The sequence below is a fragment of the Catellatospora chokoriensis genome, from assembly GCF_011297315.1.
Classification (GTDB): Bacteria; Actinomycetota; Actinomycetes; order Mycobacteriales; family Micromonosporaceae; genus Catellatospora; species Catellatospora citrea.
Genome location: NZ_JAAOTI010000012.1, coordinates 77,950 through 102,155 on the forward strand (window position 1 = coordinate 77,950; position 24,206 = coordinate 102,155).

Genomic DNA, 24,206 nt, shown 5'->3' on the forward strand with positions numbered 1-24,206 from the left:
CGGCCTATTGCGCTGACTATTCGTGGATCGAACTCAGCGTAATAGGCCAGCGTCTATGAAAGGCGGGGCGCGGGCGCGCCAGGGGAGAGGTAGCGGTCCAGCAGGACGGCCAGTTCCTCGTCGAACTCGGCCGGGGTGTGCCCGTCCGAGACCGTGGCCACGGAGAGCACGAACGACTGTGCGGTCAGCAGCACGGCGCGGGCCAGCCGGGCCGGGTCGCCGGCGCGCACCGAACCCTCGGCCTGCCCCGCCGCGATCATCTCGACCAGGAAGCCGAGCATCTCCTCCTGCCCGGCGCCGCGCCGGTCCAGCATGTACGGCAGCAGGATCTCGGGGTCCACTTCCAGGATCTTGCGGAGCAGCGGATGCGTGCGCAGCGTCGCCGCGGCGGCCACCGACTGGGCCACCAGCCGGGCACGCAGCGGCCCGTCCGCCGCAGCGGCCTGCCGCGCCGCGTCCACGATCACGCGGTGCCACTCGCGGCTCATCAGGTCGCCGACCAGGCTCTGCACGTCGGGCCAGCGGCGGTACACCGACATCCGGGACACCCCGGCCCGGCGCGCCACGTCCGTCACCGTCGTCCGGCGCACCCCGTACGCCAGCACGCAGTCACGGGCGGCGTCGAGCACGAGGTCCTCCACGCGCCGTCCGCCCGGCTCCTCCTCAGCGTCCACCGGCCCATGTGTACCACGCCCGGCTTCCGCGCAGCGGCGCACGGTGTCACAGTGGTACCCGGCCCGCGCGGCAGCGCCGACGTCCTGCCGTACCCCCTCAGCCTGGGAGCCCGTATGACCACCGAGCCGCAGCAGCCGGTCGACGACACCACCGCCGAGCCGGCTCCGGACCCGCGGCCCGCGCCGACCGCCCGCACCTGGTCCCGGCCGTCCGCGGGCATGCTGGCCGCGCTGCTGATCGCGTTCCTGCTGGGCGGCCTGGTCTGCGGCGGCCTCGGCCTCGCGGCCGGCCTGATGGCGGGTCACCACCGCGGCCACCACGATTTCGGCCAGCACGATTTCGACCGGCACGAGCGCGGCCCCTGGGGCGGCAAGGTCGACCGCGACGAGCGGGTGCGGCCCGAGCAGCGCCTGCGCGACCAGGAGCTGAAGCGCCAGCTGCTGGAGCGGCTGCGCCAGCGGGGCCTCGAAGGCCCGCCGATGCCCTGGCCGTTCCCGCCGAACACGCTGCCCGACGGCGGCGTGCCGGTGCCCGTGCCGCCGGCCGCGCCGGCCTCGCCCGCCGCGCCCACGGTGACTCCCTGATCACGGTGACCCCCTGATCCTGCCCGGCGGTCGGCGCGCGGTGATCGACGGCGATATCCTTTGTCGCGCCACGGACTCGGCTCACGGCAGGATGGGGTTCCACATGGTCAGCACCGCACCCGAACAGGTCGCCCCGGCGACCGATCCCGACCGGCCGGTGACGTCCTATCGCACCGACCTGGTGACCGTGCTGCTGGGCACGTGGTTCACCATCGGCCTGATGGTCGACGCCTGGGCGCACAACAACGTGCCCGAGCTGGAGACCTTCTTCACGCCGTGGCATGCGGTGTTCTACTGGGGATTCGTCGTGACCGCGGGCTGGATCCTGTGGACCTGCCGGGCCGCGTTCCGCGGCGGGCGGCTGCCGGACCTGCGCGCCATGCCGGCCGGCTATCCGGCGGCGGTGCTGGCGATCGGCGGGTTCGCCCTGGCGGGCCTCGGTGACATGCTCTGGCACGTCGTGTTCGGGGTCGAGCAGACCATCGACATCCTGTTCAGCCCCACCCACCTGGGCCTGGTCACCGCGATGATGATCATCGTCACCACGCCGCTGCGCACGGCGTGGGCGCGCCGCACCGATCCGGCCCCCGGCCTGCTCGGGCTGCTCCCGGCGGTGCTGTCCATCGCCCTGGCGGCCACGCTGGTGCTGCTGTTCCTGCAGTACGCCAACGCGCTGGTGTACAGCCCGGGCCGGATCATGATGGCACTGACCAACGTCGACGAGCGGCTCAGCTCCGACATGGCGACCTCGATCCTGGTCACCAACCTGGTGCTGATCCTGCCGGTGCTGACCCTGGCCCGGCGCTGGACGCTGCCGCCGGGCAGCGTGACGGTCGTCTACGCGGTCATCGGCGCGCTCTGTGCCGCGATCACCGGCTTCGGCAACCCCGAGCTCATCGGCGGGCTGCTGGTCGCCGGCGTGCTCACCGACCTGGCCGTGCTGTGGCTGCGGCCGTCGCCGGGCAGCCGGGGCGGGCTGTGGGCGGTGGCCGCGCTGGCCGGCCTGTTCACCTGGTCGGTCTACCTGGCGATCGGCTTCCTCTTCGCGCCGCAACTGGTCGACGCGTCGGGCAGCATCACGGCGCAGGCGCTGCCCGAGCTCTACACCGGCATCCCGGTCGTGCAGGCGCTGGCCGGACTGCTGGTCGCGGTCGTGCTGGCCGCCACGGCACGACCCGCCGCCGAGCGGCGGTAGCGCTGCGGAAACGACGGAAGGGGCGCCCCGCGGGGCGCCCCTTCCGTCGTTCAGATCCTGTCACCAATAATGCCGTCGTCCGCCCACGGGGCGGCCCACCGCGCCCAGGATCCAGAGGATCGCTCCCACGATCAGCAGGATCAGGCCGATGGTCCAGAGGATGCTGATGTGGAGGAAATACCCCAGCAGCAACAGAATCAGGCCTAGAACAAGCACTTCGATCTCCCCACTCGAGGAACAACTCCCCATCACCGATGAGGTACCCGTCCCCCGACGGGGCTAAACCGGACGCTCAATGGCTGACGATCAATTGGCCGCGGTGCCCACGGGCTCCTGCGCGAGCTGCCGGGCGACCCGGCCGTGCATCGCGACGGCGCGCAGCCGCAGCAGCGCCACCTGGGTGACGACCTCGGCCATTGGTCCCGGCCGGTGTGCCCAGAAGGTGCTCAGCAGGGGCTGGGTCAGGTCGGCCAGCGCGCTGGGGTCGTGATCGGGCGGCAGTGCGTACACGGACTGCCGGGTGGCGGCGATGGCCCGGTCGAGGCCCGCCTGCCAGGCCGGACCCACCCGGCCGGTGCCCGGGTAAGCCGGGTCGTTGCGCCAGGCCTGCCAGCGGTCGAGCAGAGTGATCAGCTCGGCGCGAAGGTCCGCCCGCTCCTCATCGCTCGCCGTGATGAGCTGTTCACTGACTGTCATGTCAACAGATCATAGGGTCACCACGGGCCTGCGGCGGGCACAACACGGGATGTCGCCGAGATGATCAGGATACACCCGGCACCCTCCTCGCAAGCGTTTGTGCAGGCCGTGGCGCGGGTATGCAGTCGGACATGACCGATCACAGCCCGGAGGAGTACGAGCCGATCGAGCCGACGGGTGGTTCCGACCTGGAGCATGTCCGGGACGAGGCGCACCGCGACGAGCAGCGTCGGCAGGAGGACACCGAGCGCCTGACCGAGGAACGCCACGACCCGCGCAACCCGCCCGAGCCGTTCTCCGGCTCCGAGCACTGAGGGCCGGCGACCGGCGCGACGGCGGCACACGACAGCGAAGGAGCCGTTCCCGGCCGGGGGCGGCTCCTTCCTGATCGGCAACTCGAACCGGCTAGCGCAGCGCGTCCTTGGCCGCGTCCTTGGCGTCGCCCATGGCGTCCTTGGCCTTCTCGCCGACCTGCTTGGCCTTCGCCGAGGCCTGGTCCATCTTGCCCTCGGCCTCGAGGCGCTCGTTGTCGGTCATCTTGCCGGTGGCCTCTTTGGCCTTGCCCTTGGCGTTCTCGGCGGTGTTGCTGATCTTGTCGGTGATGCCCATGTCCACTCCTTCGAGACAGCGGATATCTCTGACCACCGAGTACCCGGTGCGGATCATCTGAAACCTCCTGAGTCGGGGGAACAAGACAAAACGCGCCAATAGCCAGTTTTCGGCTGGTAGGGTCCTTCGCCAGGAGACCCCCGGCACGGAGAGACTGATGACCCCGCTCGAGAGCCCCCGCGGCCTGCCCGACATCCCCCCGCTCCGACCCCGCCGTCGGCGGCTGCCGGTGTGGGCGGTGCTGATGCTCGGCATGATGGTGCTCGTGCTGGCGCTGGGGTTCGGCGGCGCGCTGGTCACCCAGTCCTACCTGCACAGCCTGACCAGTGCGGTGGAGACCGGCTCGGTGCTGGAGGGCGAGGCGCGCAAGGAGCCGACGGTCGAGGGGCGCACCCTGCGCGGTGCGATCGACCTGCTGCTGCTGGGGCTGGACACCCGTGACGGCTGGGTCGAGGGCAGCGGCCGGGCCGACACCATCATCGTGCTGCACGTGCCCGCCGGGCACGAGCGGGCATACCTGATGTCGATCCCGCGTGACGCCCTGGTGCACATCCCGGCGTATCCGCCGGCCAACTTCTACGGGGCACGGACCAGGGCCAACGCCGCCTACACCTACGGCTCGCGCAACGGGCAGGGCTGGCAGGGCGGGGCCGCGCTCACCGCGAACATGGTGCACGAGCTGACCGGGCTGAAGTTCGACGGCGTGGCGGTCGTCGACTTCGACGCGTTCAAGAACGTGGTCGACGAGCTGGACGGCGTACACATGTGCGTCGACCAGGAGACCCGGTCCGACCACTTCGTCGTGGTGGACGGCAAGCCGCAGTACGCCTACGGCAAGAAGTCCGGGGTGTTCCTGCCCAACACCTACGTGCACCACGTCGGCTGCCGCGACATGGAAGGCTGGGAGGCACTGGACTACGTGCGCCAGCGCAAGAGCGGCCCGTACGGCGACTACGACCGGCAGCGCCACCAGCAGCAGCTGCTGAAGGCGGTCGGCGACAAGGTCACCTCGGCCGGGATCATCACCAATCCCATCAAGATTAATTCCCTGCTCAAGGCCGCGGGCAGCACGCTGAAGCTCGACACCGGACACGCCGACCTGTTCGACTACATCTGGACGCTGCGCGGACTGGGCACCACCGACCTGGTCATGCTCAAGACCAACAACGGCATGTACAACCGGGCCAAGGTCAAGGGCACCCAGGCGATCAGCCCGCAGACCCTGCTGATGTTCCAGGCGGCCGCGAGCGGCACGCTCGACGAGTACGTCGCGCTCCACCCCGAGTCGGTCATCGGCGACGCGGTGGACGCCCAGCCCCCGGTCGACAGCCCGGCGGCCGCGAACCGGCGGTGAACCACCGCGCCCCCACCGGATCTGCCCGGCGGTCTAGCCGCCGGCCCGCACCGCGGTGCGCTCGGCCGCCCGCACCGCCAGCTCGACCCGTGAGTTGAGCTCCAGCTTGCCGAGGATGCTCGACACGTGCGACTGCACGGTGCGCCGGGACAGGAACATCTGCGCGGCGACCTCCGGGTTGGACATGCCCGCCGCCACCAGCGCGGCGACGCGCTGCTCGGTCGCGGTGAGCGCCTCCCAGCCGTGCTTGGGGCGCTTGCGCGGGCCGCGTACGCCCCGGCGCACGCCGACCGCCCGCAGCCGTGCCTCCGCGCGGTCGGCGTCGGCGGTCGCCTCCAGCGCGCCGTACCGCTCCAGGGCCTGGTCCAGGGCTTGGCGAGCCTGGGCCGGGCGGTCGCGGCGGGCCAGCACCTCGGCCGCGTTCTCGAAGGCGTTGCCCTCGTAGAGCGGCCAGCCCGCCGCCCGGTAGTCCGCGGCCGCCGCCAGCAGCAGGTCCGGATCGTCGTCGGCCAGCCCGTGGCACAGCTGCGCGGTCGCGGTGAGGCTCGGCTGCGCCTGCGGGGTGACCAGCTCGTCCACCTCCCGGGCCAGCACGCGGGCCCGGTCCCGGTCACCCGTGGCGACCGCCAGCCGGGCCAGGTCGGCGCAGACGCGGTAGACCAGCCGTCGCGGCTCCAGTCCGTGCGCCTTCTCCCAGGCGGGGCACAGCAGCTCGAAGGCGGCCGCCGGGCCCTGTTGGGACTCCACGCACAGCGCCCTCGCCCACCGGCTGAAGTGGTGCGGGTAGGACGCGCCCGGGCCCGTGGGCGGGTCGACCGTCGCGCCGCGGTGCACCGCGATCAGGTCGGCCATGCCGCGCAGCCGCACCGCGCTGCCGAGCAGGTCCGGCAGGTCGGCCCCGGCCTCGATCTCGACCAGGGCGTCGTCCCAGCGTCCGGTCAGGAACAGCAGGCGCGCCCGCAGCGTGTGGGCCATCGGGAGGTAGGCCCCGCCGGACTCCCGGTTGCCGGCGATCGCGGCGGCCAGCGCCCGTTCCGCCTCGGCCGGCCGGTCCAGCTCCAGCAGGCACATGCCGCGCAGGGTGTGCGGGTCGACCTGCAGGTCCGGCTGCACCCCCTCGGTCAGGGTGGCGATCGCCCGGTCGTTGACGGCCAGCGCCTGCGCCAGGTCGCCGTCCATCGCCATCGTCATGGCCAGGGCGAAGTCGCCGATGCCGCGGCAGCGCGCGTCGCCGGTAGCCTCGCCGGCCAGCACCGCCTGCCGGGCGGCGGTCCGGGCCTCGTCGAACCGGGTCAGGAAGAACAGGCAGACGGCCGCGAAGCCGTGGAAACGGCCGCGCTCGGGCTCGCTCAGTCCGGGCCGGGCCAGGGCCTGCTGGATGACGTCCAGCGACTCGCGCAGGTGCCCGCGGCGGTAGCTGGTCTGCGCGAGCAGCCAGCGCAGCTCGCCGTCGCAGGCAGGATCGTCACCCGTGGCGACGGCGTCGCGGGCCAGCCGTTCCGCCTCGGCAGGTTCGCCCCGCCAGAGCAGCGCCCGGATCAGCTGCAGCCGCAGCCTGCCCGCCTGTCGCCGGGTCGCCGTCGGCAGTGCCCGCTGCAGCAGCTCGACCGCCAGTTCGGGGGCGCGGGCGGTCAGCGTGTCGGCCACGCCGATCAGCCACTGCGTCGTCCGCTCGTCGACGTCCTCACCCGCCATCACGTGCTCGGCGACGCGTTCCACGCCGGTCCCGCCCGCGTCGAGCGACTGCGCCGCACGCCGGTGCAGCGCGGCCCGGGCCGAGGGCGGCACCCGTGCGGCGAGCGCCTCCCGGATGAGCGGTTGCCGGAACTCCAGCCGGGTGCCGGTGTCGGTGAGGACGCCCGCCTCGACCGCGCTGGCGGCGACGGCGGCCAGTTCGGCCACCGGCCGCCCCTGCACCTGCGACAGTTCGGTCAGGTCGACGGTCCGTCCGAACACCGCGGCGGTCTGCAGCACGTCGCGTACGCCGGGGGGCAGGCAGGCGAGCCGGTGCAGGATCACCTCCGCCAGTGGCGGCGGGACCCAGCCCTCGGCCAGCTCGTCGGTGTTCCAGACCAGCTCCACCCGGCCGTTCCGCTCGGCCAGCGCACCCTCGTCGGACAGCTCGGCCAGCAGCTCGGTCACGTACATCGGGTTGCCGCCGGCGGTGGCCAGCAACCGGCGCAGCCGGGGCCCGGCGTCGGCGTGGAGCAGGTCGTGGGCGAGTGTGGAGACCTCGCTCGGCGGCAGCGGCGCCAGCTCGACCACGTGCCCGCCGCGGGCCACGAGGCTGCGTTCGAGCGCGTCGACGGCTTCGGCCCGGGGCGCCGAGCGGGTGGCCACCACCAGGAGCATCGGCTGCTGGTCGATGCCGCGGCCGAGCCGGTGCGTCACGACGAGGCTCTGCGGGTCCGCCCACTGCGCGTCGTCCAGCAGCAGCGCGACCGGGCCCTGCGCGAACCACTCGTCGAACAGGTCGAGGATGGCCTCGGTGATGACGAAGTCGTGGTTGGCGGCGGCCAGGCTCTGCGTGAACGCCTGCTCGCCGCGCAGCAGCCCGGAGACGCGGGCCAGCTCGGGATCCGTGGTGGCGGCGCCGATGCCCAGGCAGTTGGCGATCGCCGAGAACGGCAGCTGCTGCTCCAGGTCCTCGGCGGCGCCGGTGAGCAGTCGCATGCCGAGGCCGGCGCAGTCCGCGGCGACCCGGTCCAGCAGTGAGGTCTTGCCGATGCCCGGTTCGCCCTCGACCAGGACCGCCACGCCGTGGCCGGCCACCGCCTGCCGCGCGAGCGCGCGCAGCCGGTCCGTCTCACCCTGTCGGCCCACGAAAACCGGAGAGACCGGCCTCATGCTCCGAGCCTAGTGAGCGGGCGTGCCTGACGGCCGGGAAGTCCGCGCAAAGGAAAGTTTCACAGATCTGGTGATTCTTGTGCAGAAACTACAGTCCTGATAGCTTGGCGCGATCACCGTCAAGTGAAGAGGGTGGATATGCGAATCTCCACGAGAATCGTCGCGGCCCTGGTCGTCGTGGGTGCTCTCGCCACCGCGAGCCCCGCCCAGGCCGTCGTCGTGCCCCGGCATGCGATCAACGTCTGCCAGAGTGCCAGCTTCTACGACAACTACGACTCGGCGTCCGGCCCGCACGGGCTCAAGCGCGTGCTCGAGTACGCCAACAAGGTCGGCCACACCCCGGGCGCGCACCCGGTCTACAACGGCTGGGCGGCGACCTTCGACTTCGGGCCCAACGACTGGGGCTACATGCGGATCGAGTGCATCGGAGGGTACGACTCATGGTGACCGGAGCCCTGCGGGCGGCGACCCTGCGGACGGCGACTCTGCGGACGGCGGTCGCCGTCGTGACCGGTCTCGCCCTGCTCGCCGTGCCGTCCGCGGCACAGGCGGCCAACGGCACCGTCGGGGTGCGGGAGACGGTGTGCGCCGATTCGCTGTTCGTGCGCACCGAGCCGCTCGGCGCCTGGATGGGCACGCTGTACGCGGGCCAGACGTTCCTGGTCAAGGGCCCGAAGCAGGGCGGCTACGTCTACGGCTTCGCCTACGGCCACGTCAACCGCAACGGCTGGGTGCAGGACGGCTGGTTCTGCTGACGTTGTGCCGCTGACGCGCGGCGTCACGCCCCGGTGACCAGGTCGCCGGGGCGCGGCTCGCCGGTGTGGCGCACCCGCAGGGTGAGCAGCACCGCGAGGGTCAGCACCCAGACGGGGAAGATCAGCGCGAACCGGGTCTGCAGGGTGGCTCCGAACAGCAGCAGCAGTCCCAGCGGGTAGCTCAGCCAGACGAACCAGGCCGGCAGCACCTTGGTGGACCGGCCGATACCGGCCGTGGTCATCACGAAGATGGCCGCCATGCGGGAGTCCAGCATGACCGCCAGCATCCGGCCGAACTGCGGGAAGGCGCGGGCGCTCTGCGGGTCGACCGGGCCGTCGCCGAGCGCGGCCACCGCCGCGTCCACGCTGAACGCCGCTCCCGCGACCAGCAGCAGTGCCGCGTACACGATGCCCGCGACCAGCTGCAGGTTCGAGAAGAGGAAATGCTCGGGATGCCCGTGCTCGGAGATCCACATGCGCAGTGCGACGGTGAACCAGATGAACGCGATGGCCGACAGCGGCAGCAGGTAGATGCCGACGGTCAGCACCGTACGGCCCTGCCCGCCGCTGTAGAACGCGATCACGGCGCTGTCCGGTGAGCCGGGCTTGGGCGCGTCGTGCAGCAGCCAGAACGACACCAGGGCCAGTACGGAGTGCACCACGCCCATCGTCGTGGCCAGGTACGCCGCCCGGCGTCGCGGGCTCGTGCCGACCGCTGCCATGCCCCACCCCTGATCACCGACTTTCGCAGGCGTGTCGTGCGGATGTGAGAAGAAAGTGCTTTTCGTGATGGCCTGTCCCCGGCCTGACTAGGCTGAACTGCGGATCCCGGCGGGCCAGTCCGCACTGGCCCAGCCGTGCGCCTGCGGGGGGAGTTCTCATGACAGTCCTCGGCGAGACGGCGGTGGCCGACCTGCGGGCCGGCTTCACCGGTTCGGTGCTCGGGCCGTCGGACGCGGCGTACGCCGACGCGCGGACCCTGTTCAACGCGATGATCACGAAGCGGCCGAGGGTGATCGCCCAGTGCGCCACCGGCGCCGACGTGTCCCGGGCCATCGAGTTCGCGCGCGAGCAGGGCCTGGAGATCGCGGTGCGCGGCGGCGGGCACGGCGTGGCGGGCAGCGCCTCGACCGACGGCGGACTCGTCATCGACCTGCGCCGGATGAACCAGGCGATGGTCGACCCGCAGCGGCGGACGGTACGCATCGGCGGCGGCGCGACGATGAGCGACCTGGACCGCGCCACCCAGCCCTTCGACCTGGCCACCACCGGCGGCCGGGTGTCCACGACCGGCGTCGGCGGCTTCACGCTCGGCGGCGGCTCCGGCTGGCTGGAGCGCAAGTTCGGCCTGGCCTGCGACAACCTGCTCGCCGCCGAACTGATAACCGCCGACGGCAACACGGTGGTGGCCAGCGAGGAGACCCATCCGGACCTGTTCTGGGCGCTGCACGGCGGCGGCGGCAACTTCGGCGTCGTCACGTCGCTGACGCTGCGCCTGCACCCGTTGCCGACGACCTCGGTGGCGCTGCTGCTGTGGCGGCCGGAGGCGGGGCCCGAGGTGACCCGGGCCTACCGCGACTTCATGGAGAACGCTCCGGAGGAGGTCGGCGGGGGCGTGATCTACCTGACCGGGCCCGCCGAGCCGTTCACGCCCGCGCCCCTGGTCGGCAAGCTGACCTGCGCCATGCTCGTCACGTACGCCGGTGACCTGGCGCAGGCGCGCAAGGTGATCGGCCCGCTGCTGAAGCTGGGCCACGAGGGCGAGCTGATCGCCGAGGTGCCCTACGCCGAGCTGCAGTGCATGTTCGACGACCCGCCCGGCTACCGCAACTACTGGTCCGCCGAGCACCTGGACGCGCTGCCCGACAAGGCCATCGACCTGTTCTGCGCGCGGGCCCACGACATGGTCGTCCCGTCCCCGTCCCAGCACGTGCTGTTCCCGTACGGCGGGGCGGTCGCCGCGGGCCCGACCGGCTACCCGGTGCCGTGGCGGCGCGCCCCCTGGGTCGTGCACCCGCTCGGCCTGTGGTCCGCGCCGCAGGACGACGAGCGTGCCGTGCGCTGGGCCCGTGATCTGCGCGCCGACGTCAAGATGTGGTCCACCGGCGCGGTCTACAGCAACTTCATCGGCCAGGAGGGCCAGGAACGCGTGGTCGCCGGCTACGGCCTCGACAACTACCGCCGCCTGGCCAGGATCAAAGCCGCCTACGACCCCGACAACACCTTCCACCTGAACCCGAACATCCGCCCCGAGCGCTGAATTCGACACACCGTTGCGGCACCATGTCGGGGTGACCGCGTTGTCCTCGCCCCCGGCCGCCGCGCCGGACCGCCCGCCGGGTGTCGTGCTGGAGGCGGTGCTCGAACGCATCACCTACGCCAATGAGGAGACCGGCTACACGATCGCGCGGGTGGCGACCGAGAAGTCGGGCAGCGACCTGCTCACCGTGGTCGGCGCGCTGCTCGGCGCGCAGCCGGGGGAGAGCCTGCGGCTGACCGGGCGCTGGGGTTCGCACCCGCGCTACGGCCGCCAGTTCGAGGTGTGGAACTACACCACGGTGCTGCCCGCGACGATCGTCGGCATCGAGCGCTACCTCGGCTCCGGCCTGGTCAAGGGCATCGGCCCGAAGCTCGCCGAACGCATCGTGGCGCACTTCGGCGTGGACACGCTGCGGGTGATCGAGGAAGAGCCGCAGCGGCTGATCGAGGTGCCGAAACTCGGCCCGAAGCGCACCAAGCTGATCGCCGCGGCGTGGCTGGAGCAGCAGGCGATCAAGGAAGTCATGATCTTCCTGCAGGGTGTGGGGGTGACCACCTCGCTGGCCGTGCGCATCTACAAGCAGTACGGCGACGGCTCCATCACCGTCGTGCGCGAGGAGCCGTACCGGCTGGCCGCCGACGTGTGGGGGATCGGGTTCCGCACCGCGGACACCATCGCCCGCGCGGTCGGCATCGCGTACGACAGCCCGCAGCGCGTCAAGGCCGGGCTGCAGCACACGCTCAGCGAGGCCGCCGACAGCGGCCACTGCTTCCTGCCCGCCCCGAACCTCACCACCGCCGCCGCGAAGATCCTCGCGGTGACCGACAAGGACGGCGCGGACCTGAGCGTGCCCGCCGACCTCATCACGAACTGCCTGCGCGAGCTGATCGAGGAGGAGGGCGTCGTCCGCGAGGACGTGCCGGGCGCGGACGGTTTGGTGCCCGCCATCTACCTGGTGCCGTTCCACCGCGCCGAGCGCGGCCTCGCCGGAAGCCTGCTGAGCCTGCTCAACACGGGGCGGGACCGGCTGTCCGCGTTCGACGGCGTCGACTGGGCCAAGGCGCTGGTCTGGCTGAAGGCGCGCACCGGCCACGAGCTGGCCCCCGAGCAGGAGCAGGCGGTGCGGCTCGCGCTGACCGAGAAGGTCGCGGTGCTGACCGGCGGTCCGGGCTGCGGCAAGAGCTTCACCGTACGCTCGATCGTCGAGCTCGCTCGCGCCAAGCGCGCGAAGATCGTGCTGGCCGCGCCGACCGGCCGGGCCGCCAAGCGCCTCGCCGAGCTGACCGGCCACGAGGCGACCACCGTGCACCGGCTGCTCAAGCTCCAGCCGGGCGGCGACCCGAGCTACGACCGGGACAACCCGCTCGACGCCGACCTGGTCGTCGTCGACGAGGCCTCGATGCTCGACCTGATCCTGGCCAACAAGCTGGTCAAAGCCGTCGCACCCGGGGCGCACCTGCTGCTCGTCGGCGACGTCGACCAGCTGCCCTCGGTCGGCGCGGGCGAGGTGCTGCGAGACCTGCTCAACGCCGACGTCGTGCCCCGCGTACGGCTGACCCAGATCTTCCGGCAGGCGCAGCAGTCCGGCGTCGTGGTCAACGCGCACCGGGTCAACGCGGGCGAGTTTCCGCAGCTCAAAGGCTTCCCTGATTTCTTCTTCTTCGAGTGCGACGACAGCGAGGCCACCGCGCCGCTGGTGGTCGACCTGGTGGCGCAGCGCATTCCGAGGAAGTTCGGCCTCGACGCGCGCCGCGACATCCAGGTGCTCACCCCGATGCACCGCGGCCCCGCCAGCGCGGGCAACCTCAACCAGCTGCTCCAGCAGGCGCTGACCCCGGCGGCCGAGGGCCGCCCCGAGCGCCGCTACGGCGGGCGGGTGTACCGGGTCGGCGACAAGGTCACCCAGATCCGCAACAACTACGACAAGGGCGCGGCGGGGGTCTTCAACGGCACCGTCGGCGTGGTCACCGGCATGGCCCCCGACGACCACAAGCTGATCGTGCGCACCGACGAGGACGAGGACGTCGAGTACGGCTTCGACGAGCTCGACGAGCTGGTCCACGCGTACGCGATCAGCATCCACCGCTCGCAGGGCTCGGAGTATCCCGCCGTGGTCGTGCCGCTGACCACCAGCGCCTGGATGATGCTGCAGCGCAACCTGCTCTACACGGCGATCACCCGGGCCAAGAAGCTGGTCGTGCTCGCCGGGTCCACCCGGGCGCTCGCGGTCGCGGTGCGCACCCTCGGCGCGGGCCGCCGCCACACCGCCCTCGACCACCGCCTCACCCCACCCACCTGACCGCCCCGCGGCCCGCGCGTCGCGCTTGATCGTCCGACTTGCCGGGCACCTGTGCGTATCTTGGCCGCGCTTTCGCACAGGTGCCTGGCAAGTCGGACGACCTTGGTCGCGGTGGGGCCGGGTCGGCGGGGTACGCCGTCGGCGAACGGGTGTGCGATTCGCGGGCGGCTCGGCGATGCTTGCGGCCATGCGACTCCTGGTACTCGGCGGCACGGTGTTCCTCGGGCGCGCGGTGGCCGCGCATGCGCTGGCCGCGGGCCACGACGTGACCTGCGTCGCCCGCGGCACGTCCGGCGCGGTCCCGGCCGGGGCCACGCTGGTCACCGCCGACCGGGACGATCCCGCCGGCCTGGCCGGGCTCGACGGCGACTTCGACGCGGTGATCGACGTGGCTCGGCGGCCCAGCCACGTCCGGCACGCGGTCGCCGCGCTCGGCGCACGCATCCCGCACTGGGTCTTCGTGTCCAGCTGCTCCGTCTACGCCGACCAGGCCACCCCCGGCCAGCGGGCGGACGAGGCCCCGCTGCTCCTCCCGCTGCCTCTGGAGACCGACGACGCCACCGGCGAGAACTACGGCCCGGCCAAGGTCGCCTGCGAGCGGGCGCTGCTCGACGCCGTGGGCCCGGACCGCGTGCTGCTGTGCCGGGCCGGGCTGATCGTCGGCCCGGAGGACACCACGAACCGGTTCGACTACTGGGTGGCCCGGCTCGCCGAGGGCGGCGAAGTGCTCGTCCCGGGCGCGCCCGGCGAGGCGGTGCAGTGGATCGACGTGCGCGACCTGGCCGCCTGGCTGGTGCAGGCCGCCGAGCAGCGGCTGGCCGGGGCGTACGACGGCATCGGCGCGCCGGTGACCCGGGCGGAGTTCTTCGCCGACATCGCCGAAGCGGTGGCCGCCGAGCCCCGTCTTACCTGGGTCGACCAGGACTTCCTCGCGGCGCAGGGGGTCGGGCCGTGGATGGGGGAGCGCTCGCTGCCGATGTGGCTGCCGCTGCCGGAGTACGCCGGATTCCTGTCCCGCGACGTCTCCCCGGCGCTCGCCGCGGGCCTCGCGCCTCGCCCGCTGACCGACACCGCCCGCGACACCCTGGCCTGGCTCGCCGATGCACCGGCCCGCAAGCCCTGGGCCGGCATCACCCGCGAGGACGAGACCGGACTCCTGGCGACATGGCACTCTGACCGCCCGTCCTGACCACCCGTCCTGACCGCCGGTTCCCGCGCGGGTTCAGGGGCGGGCCTGGCGCTGGGGTTTGGTGCGTTGCCAGGCCTCGAAGGGGTCCTGGGCCTGGGCGATGGAGATCTTGCCGACGGGCACGGTCCACTTGTGCTGCGGGTCCTCGAACAGGTCGTACAGCTCGACCTGCGGGAATCCGGCGGCGGCGGCCTCGTGGCGGTCGACGGCGTACACGATGCGGCCGACCTCGGCCCACAGCGCGGCGGTCAGGCACATGGGGCAGGGCTCACACGTGGAGACCAGCACGGCTCCGGGCAGCCGGAAGTGCAGGGCCTGGCGGCAGGCGGCGCGGATGGCCACGATCTCGGAGTGCGCGGTCGGGTCCAGGTCGCGGATGACCCGGTTCACGCCGCGGCCGATGACCTCGCCGCTACGCACGATGATCGACGCGAACGGTCCGCCGCCGCCCGACTCCACGTTGGCGACAGCGAACTTCACCGCGAGGGCCAGCCAACGTTCGGCTTCCTCGCCCGGCATGTCCACGCTCGCCAGGGGCTCCGTCGCCACGGGTCCAGCCTAAGGCGCGAGCCCGCGTGGGGCAGTCGCTCTGGACACACAACCCCTGTTAATTCGACAGAAAAGAGGGTAAGTCGGCTTAAAAGAGCCGCGGACCGTGATTCTCCCCTCAGCCCCGGATGGGGCGGATGCCACCGCCGAGTGCTTACCCTGAAACTTAACTTTGGTAAAAGAAGCTCCCGGATAAAGCGAGGGAAGTCGTGGCGGATGTGAACCTGGAAACCCCGGGTGGACACCTCTCCCTGGAAGTGCAGCCGGCCGTCGAGGGCCCGTCGGGGCTCGACATCGGCAAGGTGCTGAAGGAGACCGGGTACGTCACGTACGACCCGGGCTTCGTCAACACCGCGGCCTGCACCTCCGCGATCACTTACATCGACGGTGACGAGGGGATCCTTCGTTACCGCGGTTACCCCATCGAGCAGCTGGCCGAGCACTCCACTTTCCTGGAGGTCTCCTACCTCCTGATGTACGGCGAGCTGCCGAGCGCGACGCAGCTGTCGGAGTTCACCGAGCGGGTGCGCATGCACACGCTGCTGCACGAGGACATGAAGCGGTTCTTCGAGGGCTTCCCGCGTGACGCCCACCCGATGGCCGTGCTGTCCGCCGCGGTGAGCGCCCTGGGCACCTTCTACCAGGACAGCCAGGACCCGTTCGACAACGAGCAGGTCGAGATCTCGACCGTGCGCATGCTCGCCAAGCTGCCGACCATCGCGTCGTACGCGTACAAGAAGTCCATCGGCCAGCCGATGCTGTACCCGGACAACTCCCTCGGGTACGTCGAGAACTTCCTGCGCATGACGTTCGGCGTGCCGGCCACCGGCTACGAGATCGACCCGGTGTTCGCCAAGGCGCTGGACCTGCTGCTGATCCTGCACGCCGACCACGAGCAGAACTGCTCCACGTCGACCGTGCGCCTGGTCGGCTCGGCCCAGGCCAGCCTGTTCGCCTCGGTGTCGTCCGGCGTGAACGCGCTGTCCGGCCCGCTGCACGGCGGTGCCAACGAGGCCGTGCTGTCGATGCTCGAGCGCATCCGCGCCGAGGGCGGCGACGTGCAGGCCTTCGTCCGCAAGGTCAAGGACCGCGAGGACGGCGTACGCCTGATGGGCTTCGGCCACCGGGTCTACAAGAACTACGACCCCCGCGCGGCGATCGTGAAGAACATGGCGCAGGACGTGCTCGGCCGCATGGCCAAGCCGGACCCGCTGCTGGACCTCGCGATGCAGCTCGAGGAGATCGCGCTGGCCGACGACTTCTTCGTCTCGCGCAAGCTCTACCCGAACGTGGACTTCTACACCGGCCTGATCTACAAGGCCATGGGCTTCCCCACGAAGATGTTCACGGTGCTGTTCGCGCTGGGCCGCCTGCCCGGCTGGATCGCCCAGTGGCGCGAGATGATGAGCGACCCGGCCACCAAGATCGGCCGCCCGCGCCAGGTCTACACCGGCGCCCCCGAGCGCAACTTCGTGCCGGTCACCGAGCGCTGACCCACAGCTCAGCTCACCACAGAAAGGCGCGCCCGCCTCGCGGGCGCGCCTTTCTGCATCCCCGACGCCCTCCGCACGCGCTCGTGGGCCCCGCCCACCCTCTCGGCGATCATGAAGTTGGGGGAGTGGCACGCCGTCGAACACGTCCATAAGTTCATGATCAACGCGGGAAAGTGGTGTGGTGGGGCGGGGGTGGGGTGGTAGTTGTGGGGGATGGGTGGGATTGTGTCGCCGGGGTTCCGGGGGCGGCGGGGGACTGAGGGCGGCGAGGTCAGGTTGCCGCCGGGGCAGTACCTGACCGAGGACTTCCCGGTGCTGACGGCGGGACCGACGTTGCGGGTGCCCACGGACACCTGGGAGTTCGTGATCATCACGGAGGCCGGGGAGAAGCACCGGTGGGACTGGCAGCAGCTGATGGCGCTGCCCAGCGAGCGGCCGACGGTCGACCTGCACTGCGTGACCAAGTGGTCGAAGCTGCACACGGACTGGCAGGGCGTCAGCCTGGACGTGCTGTTCGAGGGCGTGGACACGGGCGCGGACTACGCGCTGGTCCACTCGTACGGCGGCTACACCACGAACCTGCCGTACGAGGACCTGCGCAACGGGCAGGCCTGGATCGTGTACCGGTTCGACGGCGAGGACCTGACGCCCGAGCACGGTGGACCGGCCCGGCTGCTGGTGCCGCACCTCTACCTGTGGAAGTCGGCGAAGTGGGTGCGCGGCATCACGCTGAGCGACGAGGACACCCCGGGCTTCTGGGAGAGCGCCGGCTATCACGACTACGGTGACCCATGGCGCGAGCAGCGGTATCAGGGGGACTGAGCCCGCGGCTGGTCTGGCGGGCGGCCAGGCTGGTCGAGTTCCGGGACGAGACGCCCAGCGCGCGCACCCTGGTGTTCGACGTGCCCGACTGGCCGGGCCACCTGCCGGGTCAGCACGTCGACGTGCGGCTGACCGCCGAGGACGGGTACAGCACCGAGCGCAGCTACTCCATCGCCACGCCCGCCGACGGCACGCGCGTGGCGCTGACCGTGCAGCTGGTCGAGGACGGGGAGGTGTCGCCGTACCTCATCCAGACGCTGTCCGTCGGTGACGTGATCGAGCTGCGCGGGCCGGTGGGCGGCTGGTTCGTCTGGCGGTCCGCGGACCCGGCGCCGGTACTGCTGATCGGCGGCGGCTCGGGCATCGTGCCGCTGATGGCGATGATCCGCGCCCGGCGCGCGGCGGGCAGCAAGGCGCTGTTCCGCCTGATCTACTCGGCGCGCACGCCGGAGGACCGCTACTACGCCGACGAGCTGCGCACGCGGGTCCGCGACGACTTCGGGCTGGACGTCAGCTACGTGTACACCCGCAAGACGCCCGAGGGCTGGCCGCTGCCGCCGCGCCGGCTGGGCGTGGCCGACGTGAACAACGGCGGCTGGCCGCCGGACTTCCAGCCGGCCTGCTTCGTGTGCGGGCCGACCGGCTTCGTCGAGGCGGTCGCCGACATCCTGATCGCCCTGGGCCACGACGCCCGCCGGGTGAAGACCGAGCGCTTCGGACCCAGTGGCACCTGAGGGCGGCACCTGACGGGAGGCATACCGTAATGGAGATCTTCTCCGACGACTTCACCGACGGCAACGCGATGGCGGGGCCGCTGCGCGAGATCTTCGCGGTGGACATGACCGGCGCCACCGGGCGCTGCGTCAGCTGCGGCGACGAGGGGCCGGTGGCGGGCATGAAGGTTTACACCCACGCGCCCGGCCTGGTCGCGCGCTGCCCCTCCTGCCAGGAGGTGGTGATGCGGCTGGTCCGCGGCCCGAGCAGCGCCTGGCTCGACCTGCGCGGCACGATGTCGCTGCGCATCCCGATGCCCGCGGAGTAGCCGTTTCTCGCCCGGAGATAACGGGTAGATTGCGTGCTATGACTATTTTGACCGCTGACGACATCGCACTGCTCAACGAGCCCCAGCTGGCCCACGTCGGCGTGGTGGACTTCGACGGCTCGCCGCACGTGACCCCCGTCTGGGTCGACACCGACGGCGAGCACATCCTCTTCAACACCGCCAAGGGCCGGGTGAAGTACAACAGCATGGTCCGCGACCCGCGAGTCGGCATCTCCATCGTGGACAAGGCCAACGACTACCGCACGCTGTGGGTCAAGGGGACCGTCGAGTTCGTCGAGGAGGGCGCGGACGCGCACATCGACAAGCTCGCGTACAAGTACCTCGGCAAGGACACCTACCCGTGGCGCAAGGCCGACGAGGTGCGCGTGATCGTGAAGGTCACCCCGACCGTGAAGCTCGCCCAGGCCTGACCACCCTCCCGCCTGCATGAGAGGAAGGGCGTCGTCGGTTCGCGTCAGCGAGACGAGCAGCAGCTCGGCACACCGCCGTGTGTGGTGGAAGGTGCCCTTCCTTCCGCTTGGTGCGCCTTGACGTGGTGCGCGAGTCACTCGGCGCGCAGGGCGGGGACGGGGTCCAGGCGGGCGGCGTGCAGAGCGGGCAGCGTGCCGAAGGTCAGGCCGACGGCGGCGGCGACGCCGAAGGAGAGGGCGACGGACCAGGCGGTGAGCAGCGTGGGTAGGGGCGTGTAACGCTCGACGGCGAGGGTGGCGGCCGTGCCCAGGGCGATGCCGAGCACGCCGCCGATGCTGGTCAGCAGCACCGCCTCGGCCAGGAACTGGGCGCCGATGTCGGCCGGGCGGGCGCCCACGGCCTTGCGCAGACCGATCTCGCGGGTGCGCTCGCGCACCGACACCAGCATGATGTTGGCGACCCCGACCCCGCTGACCAGCAGCGAGATGCCCGCCGTCGCGCCGAGCACACCGGTAAGCACGTCCAGGATGTCGCCGAGCACGCTGAGGATCTGATCCTGGGTGACCACGCTGAAGGTGCTGTCGGGGTGGCGTCTGCCCAGCTCGGCCACGATCCGGTCGCCGAGCGCGGACATGCCCGCCGGGTCGGTGGCGCGCACCGCGAGGCCGTCCACCCGGGTCGTGGCGAACAGTCGCTGCGCCGTGGTGAGCGGGATGTGCACCTCGTCGTCGCGATCGACGCCCAGGCTCTGCCCGAGCGGCGCGAACACCCCGGCGACCCGGAACCGCACCCCCGCGACGGTGATCTGGCGGCCCACCGGGTCGGTCCCGCCGTAGAGCGCTCGGGCCACGCTCGCCCCGAGCACCGCCACCCGCCGCGCGCTGTCCACATCGGTCCGGCTGAGGTACGTGCCGCGGGCCAGCTCGCGTACCAGCACCGAGCGGTTGTTCTCCAGCACGCCGGCCACCGTGGTGAACGTCTTGGCGGTGCCCGCCTGCACCATCTCGCCGGAGGCGACCGAGGCCGCGACCCGGGTGGGGTCCCCGACGATCCGGGTCACCGCCGCCACGTCGGACAGCTGCATCCGGGAGACCGCCGGCATGCCGATCTCGATCTTGCCGGGCACCACCAGCAGCAGGTTCGAGCCCAACTCGTCGACCCGGCCGGCCACCTCCTGGCGGGTGCCGTCGCCCATCGCGATCAGCACCATCACCGAGCCGACCCCGACCGTCACGCCCAGCATGGTGAGCGCGGTCCGCAGCCGTGCCGCCACCAGCGCGCCGACCGCGACCCGCACCGCTTCGCCGATCCTCATGCCCGTCCCTGCCCCGAGCGGTCCGGGCCGGCCGTCGCGTGCTGCGCGTTGCCGCTGCCGCTGCCGCTGCCGCTCACGTTGCCGTTGCCGTTGCCGCTGTCGCTGCCGTTGCCGTTGCCGTTGCCGCTTACGGTGCGGCTGTCGCTGACGATGCGGCCGTCACGCATCACGATCTGCCGGCGCGCGCGTGCCGCGACCTCGTGGTCGTGGGTCACGATCGCCAGGGCCACCCGATGCTCGGCGTTGAGGTCCGCCAGGAGGTCAAGCAGGCGCTCGCCGGTGGCGGAGTCGAGGTTGCCGGTCGGCTCGTCGGCCAGCAGCACCGCCGGTTCGGTGACCAGCGCGCGGGCCACGGCCACCCGCTGTTGCTCGCCGCCGGACAGCTGGCCGGGCAGGTGCCGGGCGCGGTGGCCCAGGCCGACGCGGTCTAGCATGTCGGCCGCGCGACGGCGGCGCTCGGCACGGCGGACACCGCCGTAGACCAGCGGCAGCGCCACGTTGTCCAGGGCGCTGGCGCGCGGCTGCAGGTGGAAGCCCTGGAACACGAAGCCGATGACACGGTTGCGGATGCGGGCCAGCTCGGCCTGCGACAGGGTGGCCGTGTCCCGCCCGTCGAGGAGCACGCTGCCCGCGGTCGGCCGGTCCAGCCCGCCGAGCAGCTGGAGCAGGGTGGACTTGCCCGAGCCCGACGGCCCGACCACCGCCAGGTGCTCGCCGCGGTGCAGGGTCAGGCTCACCCCGCGCAGCGCCACGACCTCCGTCTCGCCGACCCGGTACGCCCGGGCTGCCTGGCGTACCTCGATGGCGGGCCTCACTCGACGGTCATCCCGTCGATGATCTTCTCCAGGCCGCTGACGACGAGGCGGTCGCCGTCCTCCAGGCCCTCCAGGATCTCCTGCCGGTCCGGCCCGGCCTTGCCCGCCTTGACCAGCTGCTTGACGGCCCTGCCGGCGCGGACCAGCCAGACGAAGTGCTGTCCCGCCTCCTGGAGGACCGCCTTGAGCGGCACCGACAGCGAGGCGGTCGTGCCGCCGAGGGGCAGGTGCGCGGTGCCGGTCATGCCGGGCAGCGGCGCCGGGTCGAGCGGGCCCTCCAGGCTGAACGTGGTGCGGTAGGAGACGCCGCCCCGGGCGGCCGGGGTGGGCAGCGTGTCGATCGAGAGGACCGTCGCGGTGTACGTGGTGCCGGGTGTCGCCTCCAGCGACACCGAGGCCTCGTCGCCCTGTCTGACCTGCAGCACGTCGGTCTCGTCGAGCTGGCCGACGACGGTCAGCACGCTGGCGTCCACGATGGTCACGATCGCCTTGCCGGCGGTGACCGGGTCGCCCTCCTGGGGTGTGGCGTCCACGCCCGCGTCGCCGGCGCCGCCGGTCCCGATGTCGATGCCGGTGAGCCCGGGCAGCAGCGAGGCCAGCGGACCCTGCGGCAGGCGGTCCGCGAGCAGTTCACTGATGACGGCGTTGCTCTCGGGGCCGCCGAGCTGCACCGTTCCCGCGATGGGGGCGCGCAGGGTGAGCGCGTCCACGGTGTTCTGCGCCGCATCCAGGGCCGACTGGGTGAGCAGGCGGAGCACGCCGTTGAGCCCGACCAGGATCTTGTAGATCTTGCTGAGGTTCTTGTCGACGTCGTCGGTGAAGTCGTTCAGGTCGTCGATGGTGTCGTTGAACTGGTCCTGCTCTTCGTCGATCTGGTCGAGCACCTTGTCCCGCAGCTTGGGGACAGGGATCAGCCGGGCGCGGTCCTTCGCGGCGTCGTACTGGTTGTTGCCCTGCTCCTGGATGTCGCAGATCAGGTCGTCCAGGCTGGCTGGGGTGATCTTGTGGATCACCTTCACGGTGTCCGCGGCGGCCTGGGCGCGGGCCAGGCGCTGCTGCGCGATCGGGGAGTCGATCACGCCCAGGACGTCGCCTGCCTCTACCAGCTGCCCGGGTTCCACCACGAGATCGACCAGCACGCCCCGCGCGGCGGCCCGCAGGGTGGCCGCGTTGCGGGCGTTGACCTGCGCCGGCACGTCGATGACCTCGGACACGCTGACCCGCCGGACGTCGTCGATCTGGATCGCCGGATCGATCGGGTCCTTCACCGCCGCCGCGGTGAGGGTCAGCGGCATCGCGACCGCGGTGAGCCCGATGACCGCATGGCGCGTGGTGAAGGTACGTGTCACGGCGGTCATCCTATTGTCCTAAATTCCCCATCTTGCACCCATGGGTACGTGTCTGCAGTCATTCGCAAACGGTCAGGTCGGGTCTCGCGTTCGGCGGTGCCGAAGAGGTGCTTCGGTGCCGAGGGCCTCGCGGATGGCCCGTTGACGGCAACCGGACAGGCACCCATCTATGCCCTCCCGCCGGTCCGAAGCAGCCACGACGGACGCGGCAGGCGCGTCCCGCCCCTCGACTCAGTAGGAACTGGGGAGGACGGATCATGAAACTCACCCTGCGCCCCCGGGGCCGCCGCGGCATCCCGGTCGCGGTCGCCCTGGCGGCCTGCATCGCCGTCTCCGGCGGGCTGTACGCGCTAGGGCCCGGTGCGGCCGGCGCGTCCAGCCACCGCGAGGCGCCCCTGATCGCGCAAGACCCCGCCGTGGACGCGACGGACCTGTACGCGTTCGTCAGCCCGGACCGCCCCGGCTACGTCACGTTCGTGGCGAACTGGGTGCCGTTCCAGGAGCCCAACGGCGGCCCCAACTTCTACCCGTTCGCCACCGACGCGCAGTACATGATCAATGTGGACAGCGACGGGGACGCCCGGCCCGATGCCCGTTTCCGGTGGACGTTCAAGAACGTCGACAAGCGCGGCAACTCCACCTTCCTGCTCAACAACGGGCCGGTGACCTCGCTCGACGACGAGAACCTGCTGTTCAAGCAGACGTACACGCTGGAGTCCTCGTTCAACGGCGAGGCCTTCCGCACCCGCGCCACCAACGTGGCGGTCGCACCCTCGCGGGTGGGTCCGGCGTCCATGCCGGACTACAACGCGCTGCGCGAGCAGGCCACCGTCAAGCTGCCCGGCGGCTGGCGCATCTTCGCCGGGCAGGCCGACGACCCGTTCTTCCTGGACCTGCGGGTGTTCGACCTGCTCTACGGCGGCGACCTCAGCGAAACCGGGCAGGACACGCTCGCCGGGTACAACGTCAACACCATCGCGCTGGAGGTGCCGTTCAAGGACGTCGCCCTGCGCGGGGACGGCGCGCGCAACCCCGTGATCGGCGTGTGGACCACCACCGAGCGGCCCCGGGTGCGCATCACCGGACGCACCGGCGACCCGCGCGGCGGTGACCGGGTGCAGGTCTCGCGGCTGGGCAACCCGCTGGTCAACGAGGTCGTCGTGCCCGCCGGGCTCAAGGACGCCTTCAACGCCTCCCGGCCCGACGGCGACGCGAACATCCCGCAGCTGGTCAAGCGGGTCACCGAACCCGAGGTGCCCAAGCTGATCGAGGCGATATACAACATCCCCGCGCCGGCCACCCCGCGCAACGACCTGGTCGAGATCTTCCTGACCGGGATCACCACCAAGGCCGACGGCCCGATCAAGGCGGACCTCAACTCGCAGCTCAACAACGCCGACGTGAACCCGGCGAAGTTCCGCCCGTCGGAGATGCTGCGGCTGAACCTGTCCGTGCCGGTCACCGCCGACCCGAACCGGCTCGGCGTCGTCGGCGGCGACCTGCAGGGCTTCCCGAACGGGCGGCGGCTGGCCGACGACGTCGTCGACATCGAACTGCAGGCCCTGGTCGGCGCGGCGCAGACCGGCAAGATCGTGGACGCGCTGGCCGCCGGGGACGCGGTCGACGCCAACGAGAACGCCTTCGGCGACACCTTCCCGTACGTCGCCCTGCCCAACGCGACCGCGGTCAACGCGGCCGGCGCGGCAGGCGCTGGTCCGGCAGCCCCGGCCTCGGCCGACCCGTCCCCGGCGGCAGCGTCCTCCGCCACCGAGGAGGGCATGTCCACCGGCGAGACCATGACGGTGGTCGGCTCGTCCGTCGCCGGCGGCCTGGGCCTGCTGTTCTTCGCCGGCTGGTGGATGCGCCGCCGCAACCGCACCGGCGACCACACCCACAGCCCCGACGAACCCGCGCACACCCACTGAG

General features: G+C 71.7%; 25 protein-coding genes. 15 read left to right on the forward strand and 10 right to left on the reverse strand.

The annotated features are described in order from the left end of the window. Window positions 1–53: 53 nt before the first annotated feature. Window positions 54–674: a TetR/AcrR family transcriptional regulator gene (locus HAV39_RS19200; RefSeq protein ID WP_191840585.1), complete on the reverse strand. Its 621-nt coding sequence runs from the start codon at window positions 672–674 to the stop codon at window positions 54–56. A 114-nt stretch (window positions 675–788) separates the two neighbouring features. Between HAV39_RS19200 and HAV39_RS19205 the strand changes: the two genes are divergently transcribed. Then, window positions 789–1,259, forward strand: coding sequence for a hypothetical protein (locus tag HAV39_RS19205; protein ID WP_191840586.1), 471 nt, complete (start codon window positions 789–791; stop codon window positions 1,257–1,259). A gap of 103 nt (window positions 1,260–1,362) precedes the next feature. Further along, entirely contained in the window at window positions 1,363–2,454 is a 1,092-nt protein-coding gene (locus HAV39_RS19210; protein WP_191840587.1) for a hypothetical protein, read from the forward strand. Between the two features lie 60 nt (window positions 2,455–2,514). Here HAV39_RS19210 and HAV39_RS19215 read toward each other — a convergent pair whose 3' ends face one another. Continuing rightward, window positions 2,515–2,670 (reverse strand): DUF6131 family protein, encoded by a 156-nt coding sequence (locus HAV39_RS19215; protein WP_166382865.1) that lies wholly within the window; start codon window positions 2,668–2,670, stop codon window positions 2,515–2,517. Between the two features lie 90 nt (window positions 2,671–2,760). Next, entirely contained in the window at window positions 2,761–3,150 is a 390-nt protein-coding gene (locus tag HAV39_RS19220; RefSeq protein WP_191840588.1) for a hypothetical protein, read from the reverse strand. Window positions 3,151–3,281: 131 nt separating this feature from the next. On the opposite strand from HAV39_RS19220, the gene HAV39_RS19225 reads away from it, so the two are divergent. Next, window positions 3,282–3,464, forward strand: coding sequence for a hypothetical protein (locus tag HAV39_RS19225; protein WP_147432798.1), 183 nt, complete (start codon window positions 3,282–3,284; stop codon window positions 3,462–3,464). A 91-nt stretch (window positions 3,465–3,555) separates the two neighbouring features. Here HAV39_RS19225 and HAV39_RS19230 read toward each other — a convergent pair whose 3' ends face one another. Continuing rightward, window positions 3,556–3,759 carry a CsbD family protein gene (locus HAV39_RS19230; protein ID WP_191840589.1) on the reverse strand — a complete coding sequence of 68 codons (204 nt, stop codon included), beginning with the start codon at window positions 3,757–3,759 and terminating at the stop codon, window positions 3,556–3,558. A gap of 157 nt (window positions 3,760–3,916) precedes the next feature. Between HAV39_RS19230 and HAV39_RS19235 the strand changes: the two genes are divergently transcribed. Beyond that, window positions 3,917–5,113 (forward strand): LCP family protein, encoded by a 1,197-nt coding sequence (locus tag HAV39_RS19235; RefSeq protein WP_191840590.1) that lies wholly within the window; start codon window positions 3,917–3,919, stop codon window positions 5,111–5,113. 33 nt (window positions 5,114–5,146) lie between these two features. Here HAV39_RS19235 and HAV39_RS19240 read toward each other — a convergent pair whose 3' ends face one another. Further along, window positions 5,147–7,960 carry an ATP-binding protein gene (locus HAV39_RS19240; protein ID WP_191840591.1) on the reverse strand — a complete coding sequence of 938 codons (2,814 nt, stop codon included), beginning with the start codon at window positions 7,958–7,960 and terminating at the stop codon, window positions 5,147–5,149. Between the two features lie 138 nt (window positions 7,961–8,098). Here HAV39_RS19240 and HAV39_RS19245 point away from each other — a divergent pair, with 138 nt between their 5' ends. Continuing rightward, on the forward strand, window positions 8,099–8,407 hold the full coding sequence (locus tag HAV39_RS19245; RefSeq protein ID WP_239120515.1) for a hypothetical protein: 309 nt from the start codon (window positions 8,099–8,101) through the stop codon (window positions 8,405–8,407). Further along, complete coding sequence (locus HAV39_RS19250; RefSeq protein ID WP_239120516.1) at window positions 8,401–8,715, forward strand: hypothetical protein; 315 nt, start codon at window positions 8,401–8,403, stop codon at window positions 8,713–8,715. Before HAV39_RS19245 ends, HAV39_RS19250 begins: the two co-directional genes overlap by 7 nt. Window positions 8,716–8,738: 23 nt before the next feature. Here HAV39_RS19250 and HAV39_RS19255 read toward each other — a convergent pair whose 3' ends face one another. Beyond that, on the reverse strand, window positions 8,739–9,437 hold the full coding sequence (locus HAV39_RS19255; RefSeq protein ID WP_191840592.1) for a hypothetical protein: 699 nt from the start codon (window positions 9,435–9,437) through the stop codon (window positions 8,739–8,741). A 158-nt stretch (window positions 9,438–9,595) separates the two neighbouring features. Here HAV39_RS19255 and HAV39_RS19260 point away from each other — a divergent pair, with 158 nt between their 5' ends. The 3 genes from HAV39_RS19260 to HAV39_RS19270 all read left to right on the forward strand — a co-directional run bounded on the left by HAV39_RS19260 (window position 9,596) and on the right by HAV39_RS19270 (window position 14,463). Next, window positions 9,596–10,975 carry an FAD-binding oxidoreductase gene (locus HAV39_RS19260; RefSeq protein ID WP_191840593.1) on the forward strand — a complete coding sequence of 460 codons (1,380 nt, stop codon included), beginning with the start codon at window positions 9,596–9,598 and terminating at the stop codon, window positions 10,973–10,975. Window positions 10,976–11,015: 40 nt separating this feature from the next. After that, window positions 11,016–13,274: an SF1B family DNA helicase RecD2 gene (gene recD2 / locus HAV39_RS19265; protein ID WP_191840727.1), complete on the forward strand. Its 2,259-nt coding sequence runs from the start codon at window positions 11,016–11,018 to the stop codon at window positions 13,272–13,274. A gap of 187 nt (window positions 13,275–13,461) precedes the next feature. Continuing rightward, on the forward strand, window positions 13,462–14,463 hold the full coding sequence (locus HAV39_RS19270; protein WP_191840594.1) for an NAD-dependent epimerase/dehydratase family protein: 1,002 nt from the start codon (window positions 13,462–13,464) through the stop codon (window positions 14,461–14,463). 33 nt (window positions 14,464–14,496) lie between these two features. Here the strand turns inward: HAV39_RS19270 and HAV39_RS19275 are convergent, their stop codons facing one another. Then, entirely contained in the window at window positions 14,497–15,012 is a 516-nt protein-coding gene (locus HAV39_RS19275) for a nucleoside deaminase (protein ID WP_222106269.1), read from the reverse strand. 209 nt (window positions 15,013–15,221) lie between these two features. On the opposite strand from HAV39_RS19275, the gene HAV39_RS19280 reads away from it, so the two are divergent. The 5 genes from HAV39_RS19280 (at window position 15,222) to HAV39_RS19300 (ending at window position 18,800) form a co-directional block, all read left to right on the forward strand. Next, window positions 15,222–16,505 carry a citrate synthase gene (locus HAV39_RS19280; protein ID WP_191840595.1) on the forward strand — a complete coding sequence of 428 codons (1,284 nt, stop codon included), beginning with the start codon at window positions 15,222–15,224 and terminating at the stop codon, window positions 16,503–16,505. A gap of 225 nt (window positions 16,506–16,730) precedes the next feature. Then, window positions 16,731–17,327 carry a molybdopterin-dependent oxidoreductase gene (locus tag HAV39_RS19285; RefSeq protein ID WP_203736213.1) on the forward strand — a complete coding sequence of 199 codons (597 nt, stop codon included), beginning with the start codon at window positions 16,731–16,733 and terminating at the stop codon, window positions 17,325–17,327. Then, window positions 17,297–18,061: a ferredoxin reductase gene (locus HAV39_RS19290; RefSeq protein WP_191840597.1), complete on the forward strand. Its 765-nt coding sequence runs from the start codon at window positions 17,297–17,299 to the stop codon at window positions 18,059–18,061. The genes HAV39_RS19285 and HAV39_RS19290 overlap by 31 nt, the downstream gene beginning before the upstream one ends. Before the next feature lie 29 nt (window positions 18,062–18,090). Further along, entirely contained in the window at window positions 18,091–18,369 is a 279-nt protein-coding gene (locus HAV39_RS19295; protein WP_120316667.1) for a DUF6510 family protein, read from the forward strand. 38 nt (window positions 18,370–18,407) lie between these two features. Continuing rightward, window positions 18,408–18,800 (forward strand): PPOX class F420-dependent oxidoreductase, encoded by a 393-nt coding sequence (locus HAV39_RS19300; RefSeq protein ID WP_191840598.1) that lies wholly within the window; start codon window positions 18,408–18,410, stop codon window positions 18,798–18,800. 134 nt (window positions 18,801–18,934) lie between these two features. On the opposite strand, the gene HAV39_RS19305 is transcribed toward HAV39_RS19300, so the two are convergent. From HAV39_RS19305 to HAV39_RS19315, 3 genes are read right to left on the reverse strand one after another with little or no spacing between them, the layout of a single operon-like run. Then, window positions 18,935–20,116 (reverse strand): ABC transporter permease, encoded by a 1,182-nt coding sequence (locus HAV39_RS19305; protein WP_191840599.1) that lies wholly within the window; start codon window positions 20,114–20,116, stop codon window positions 18,935–18,937. After that, window positions 20,113–20,931, reverse strand: a complete 819-nt coding sequence (locus HAV39_RS19310) for an ABC transporter ATP-binding protein (RefSeq protein WP_191840600.1) — start codon at window positions 20,929–20,931, stop codon at window positions 20,113–20,115. Before HAV39_RS19310 ends, HAV39_RS19305 begins: the two co-directional genes overlap by 4 nt. After that, complete coding sequence (locus HAV39_RS19315; protein WP_191840601.1) at window positions 20,928–22,280, reverse strand: efflux RND transporter periplasmic adaptor subunit; 1,353 nt, start codon at window positions 22,278–22,280, stop codon at window positions 20,928–20,930. Before HAV39_RS19315 ends, HAV39_RS19310 begins: the two co-directional genes overlap by 4 nt. Window positions 22,281–22,537: 257 nt before the next feature. Here HAV39_RS19315 and HAV39_RS19320 point away from each other — a divergent pair, with 257 nt between their 5' ends. Next, the gene (locus tag HAV39_RS19320) at window positions 22,538–24,205 is read left to right on the forward strand and encodes a DUF4331 domain-containing protein (protein WP_191840602.1); all 1,668 of its coding nucleotides are present in this window, start codon (window positions 22,538–22,540) and stop codon (window positions 24,203–24,205) included. The last annotated feature ends 1 nt before the right edge of the window (window position 24,206 follow it).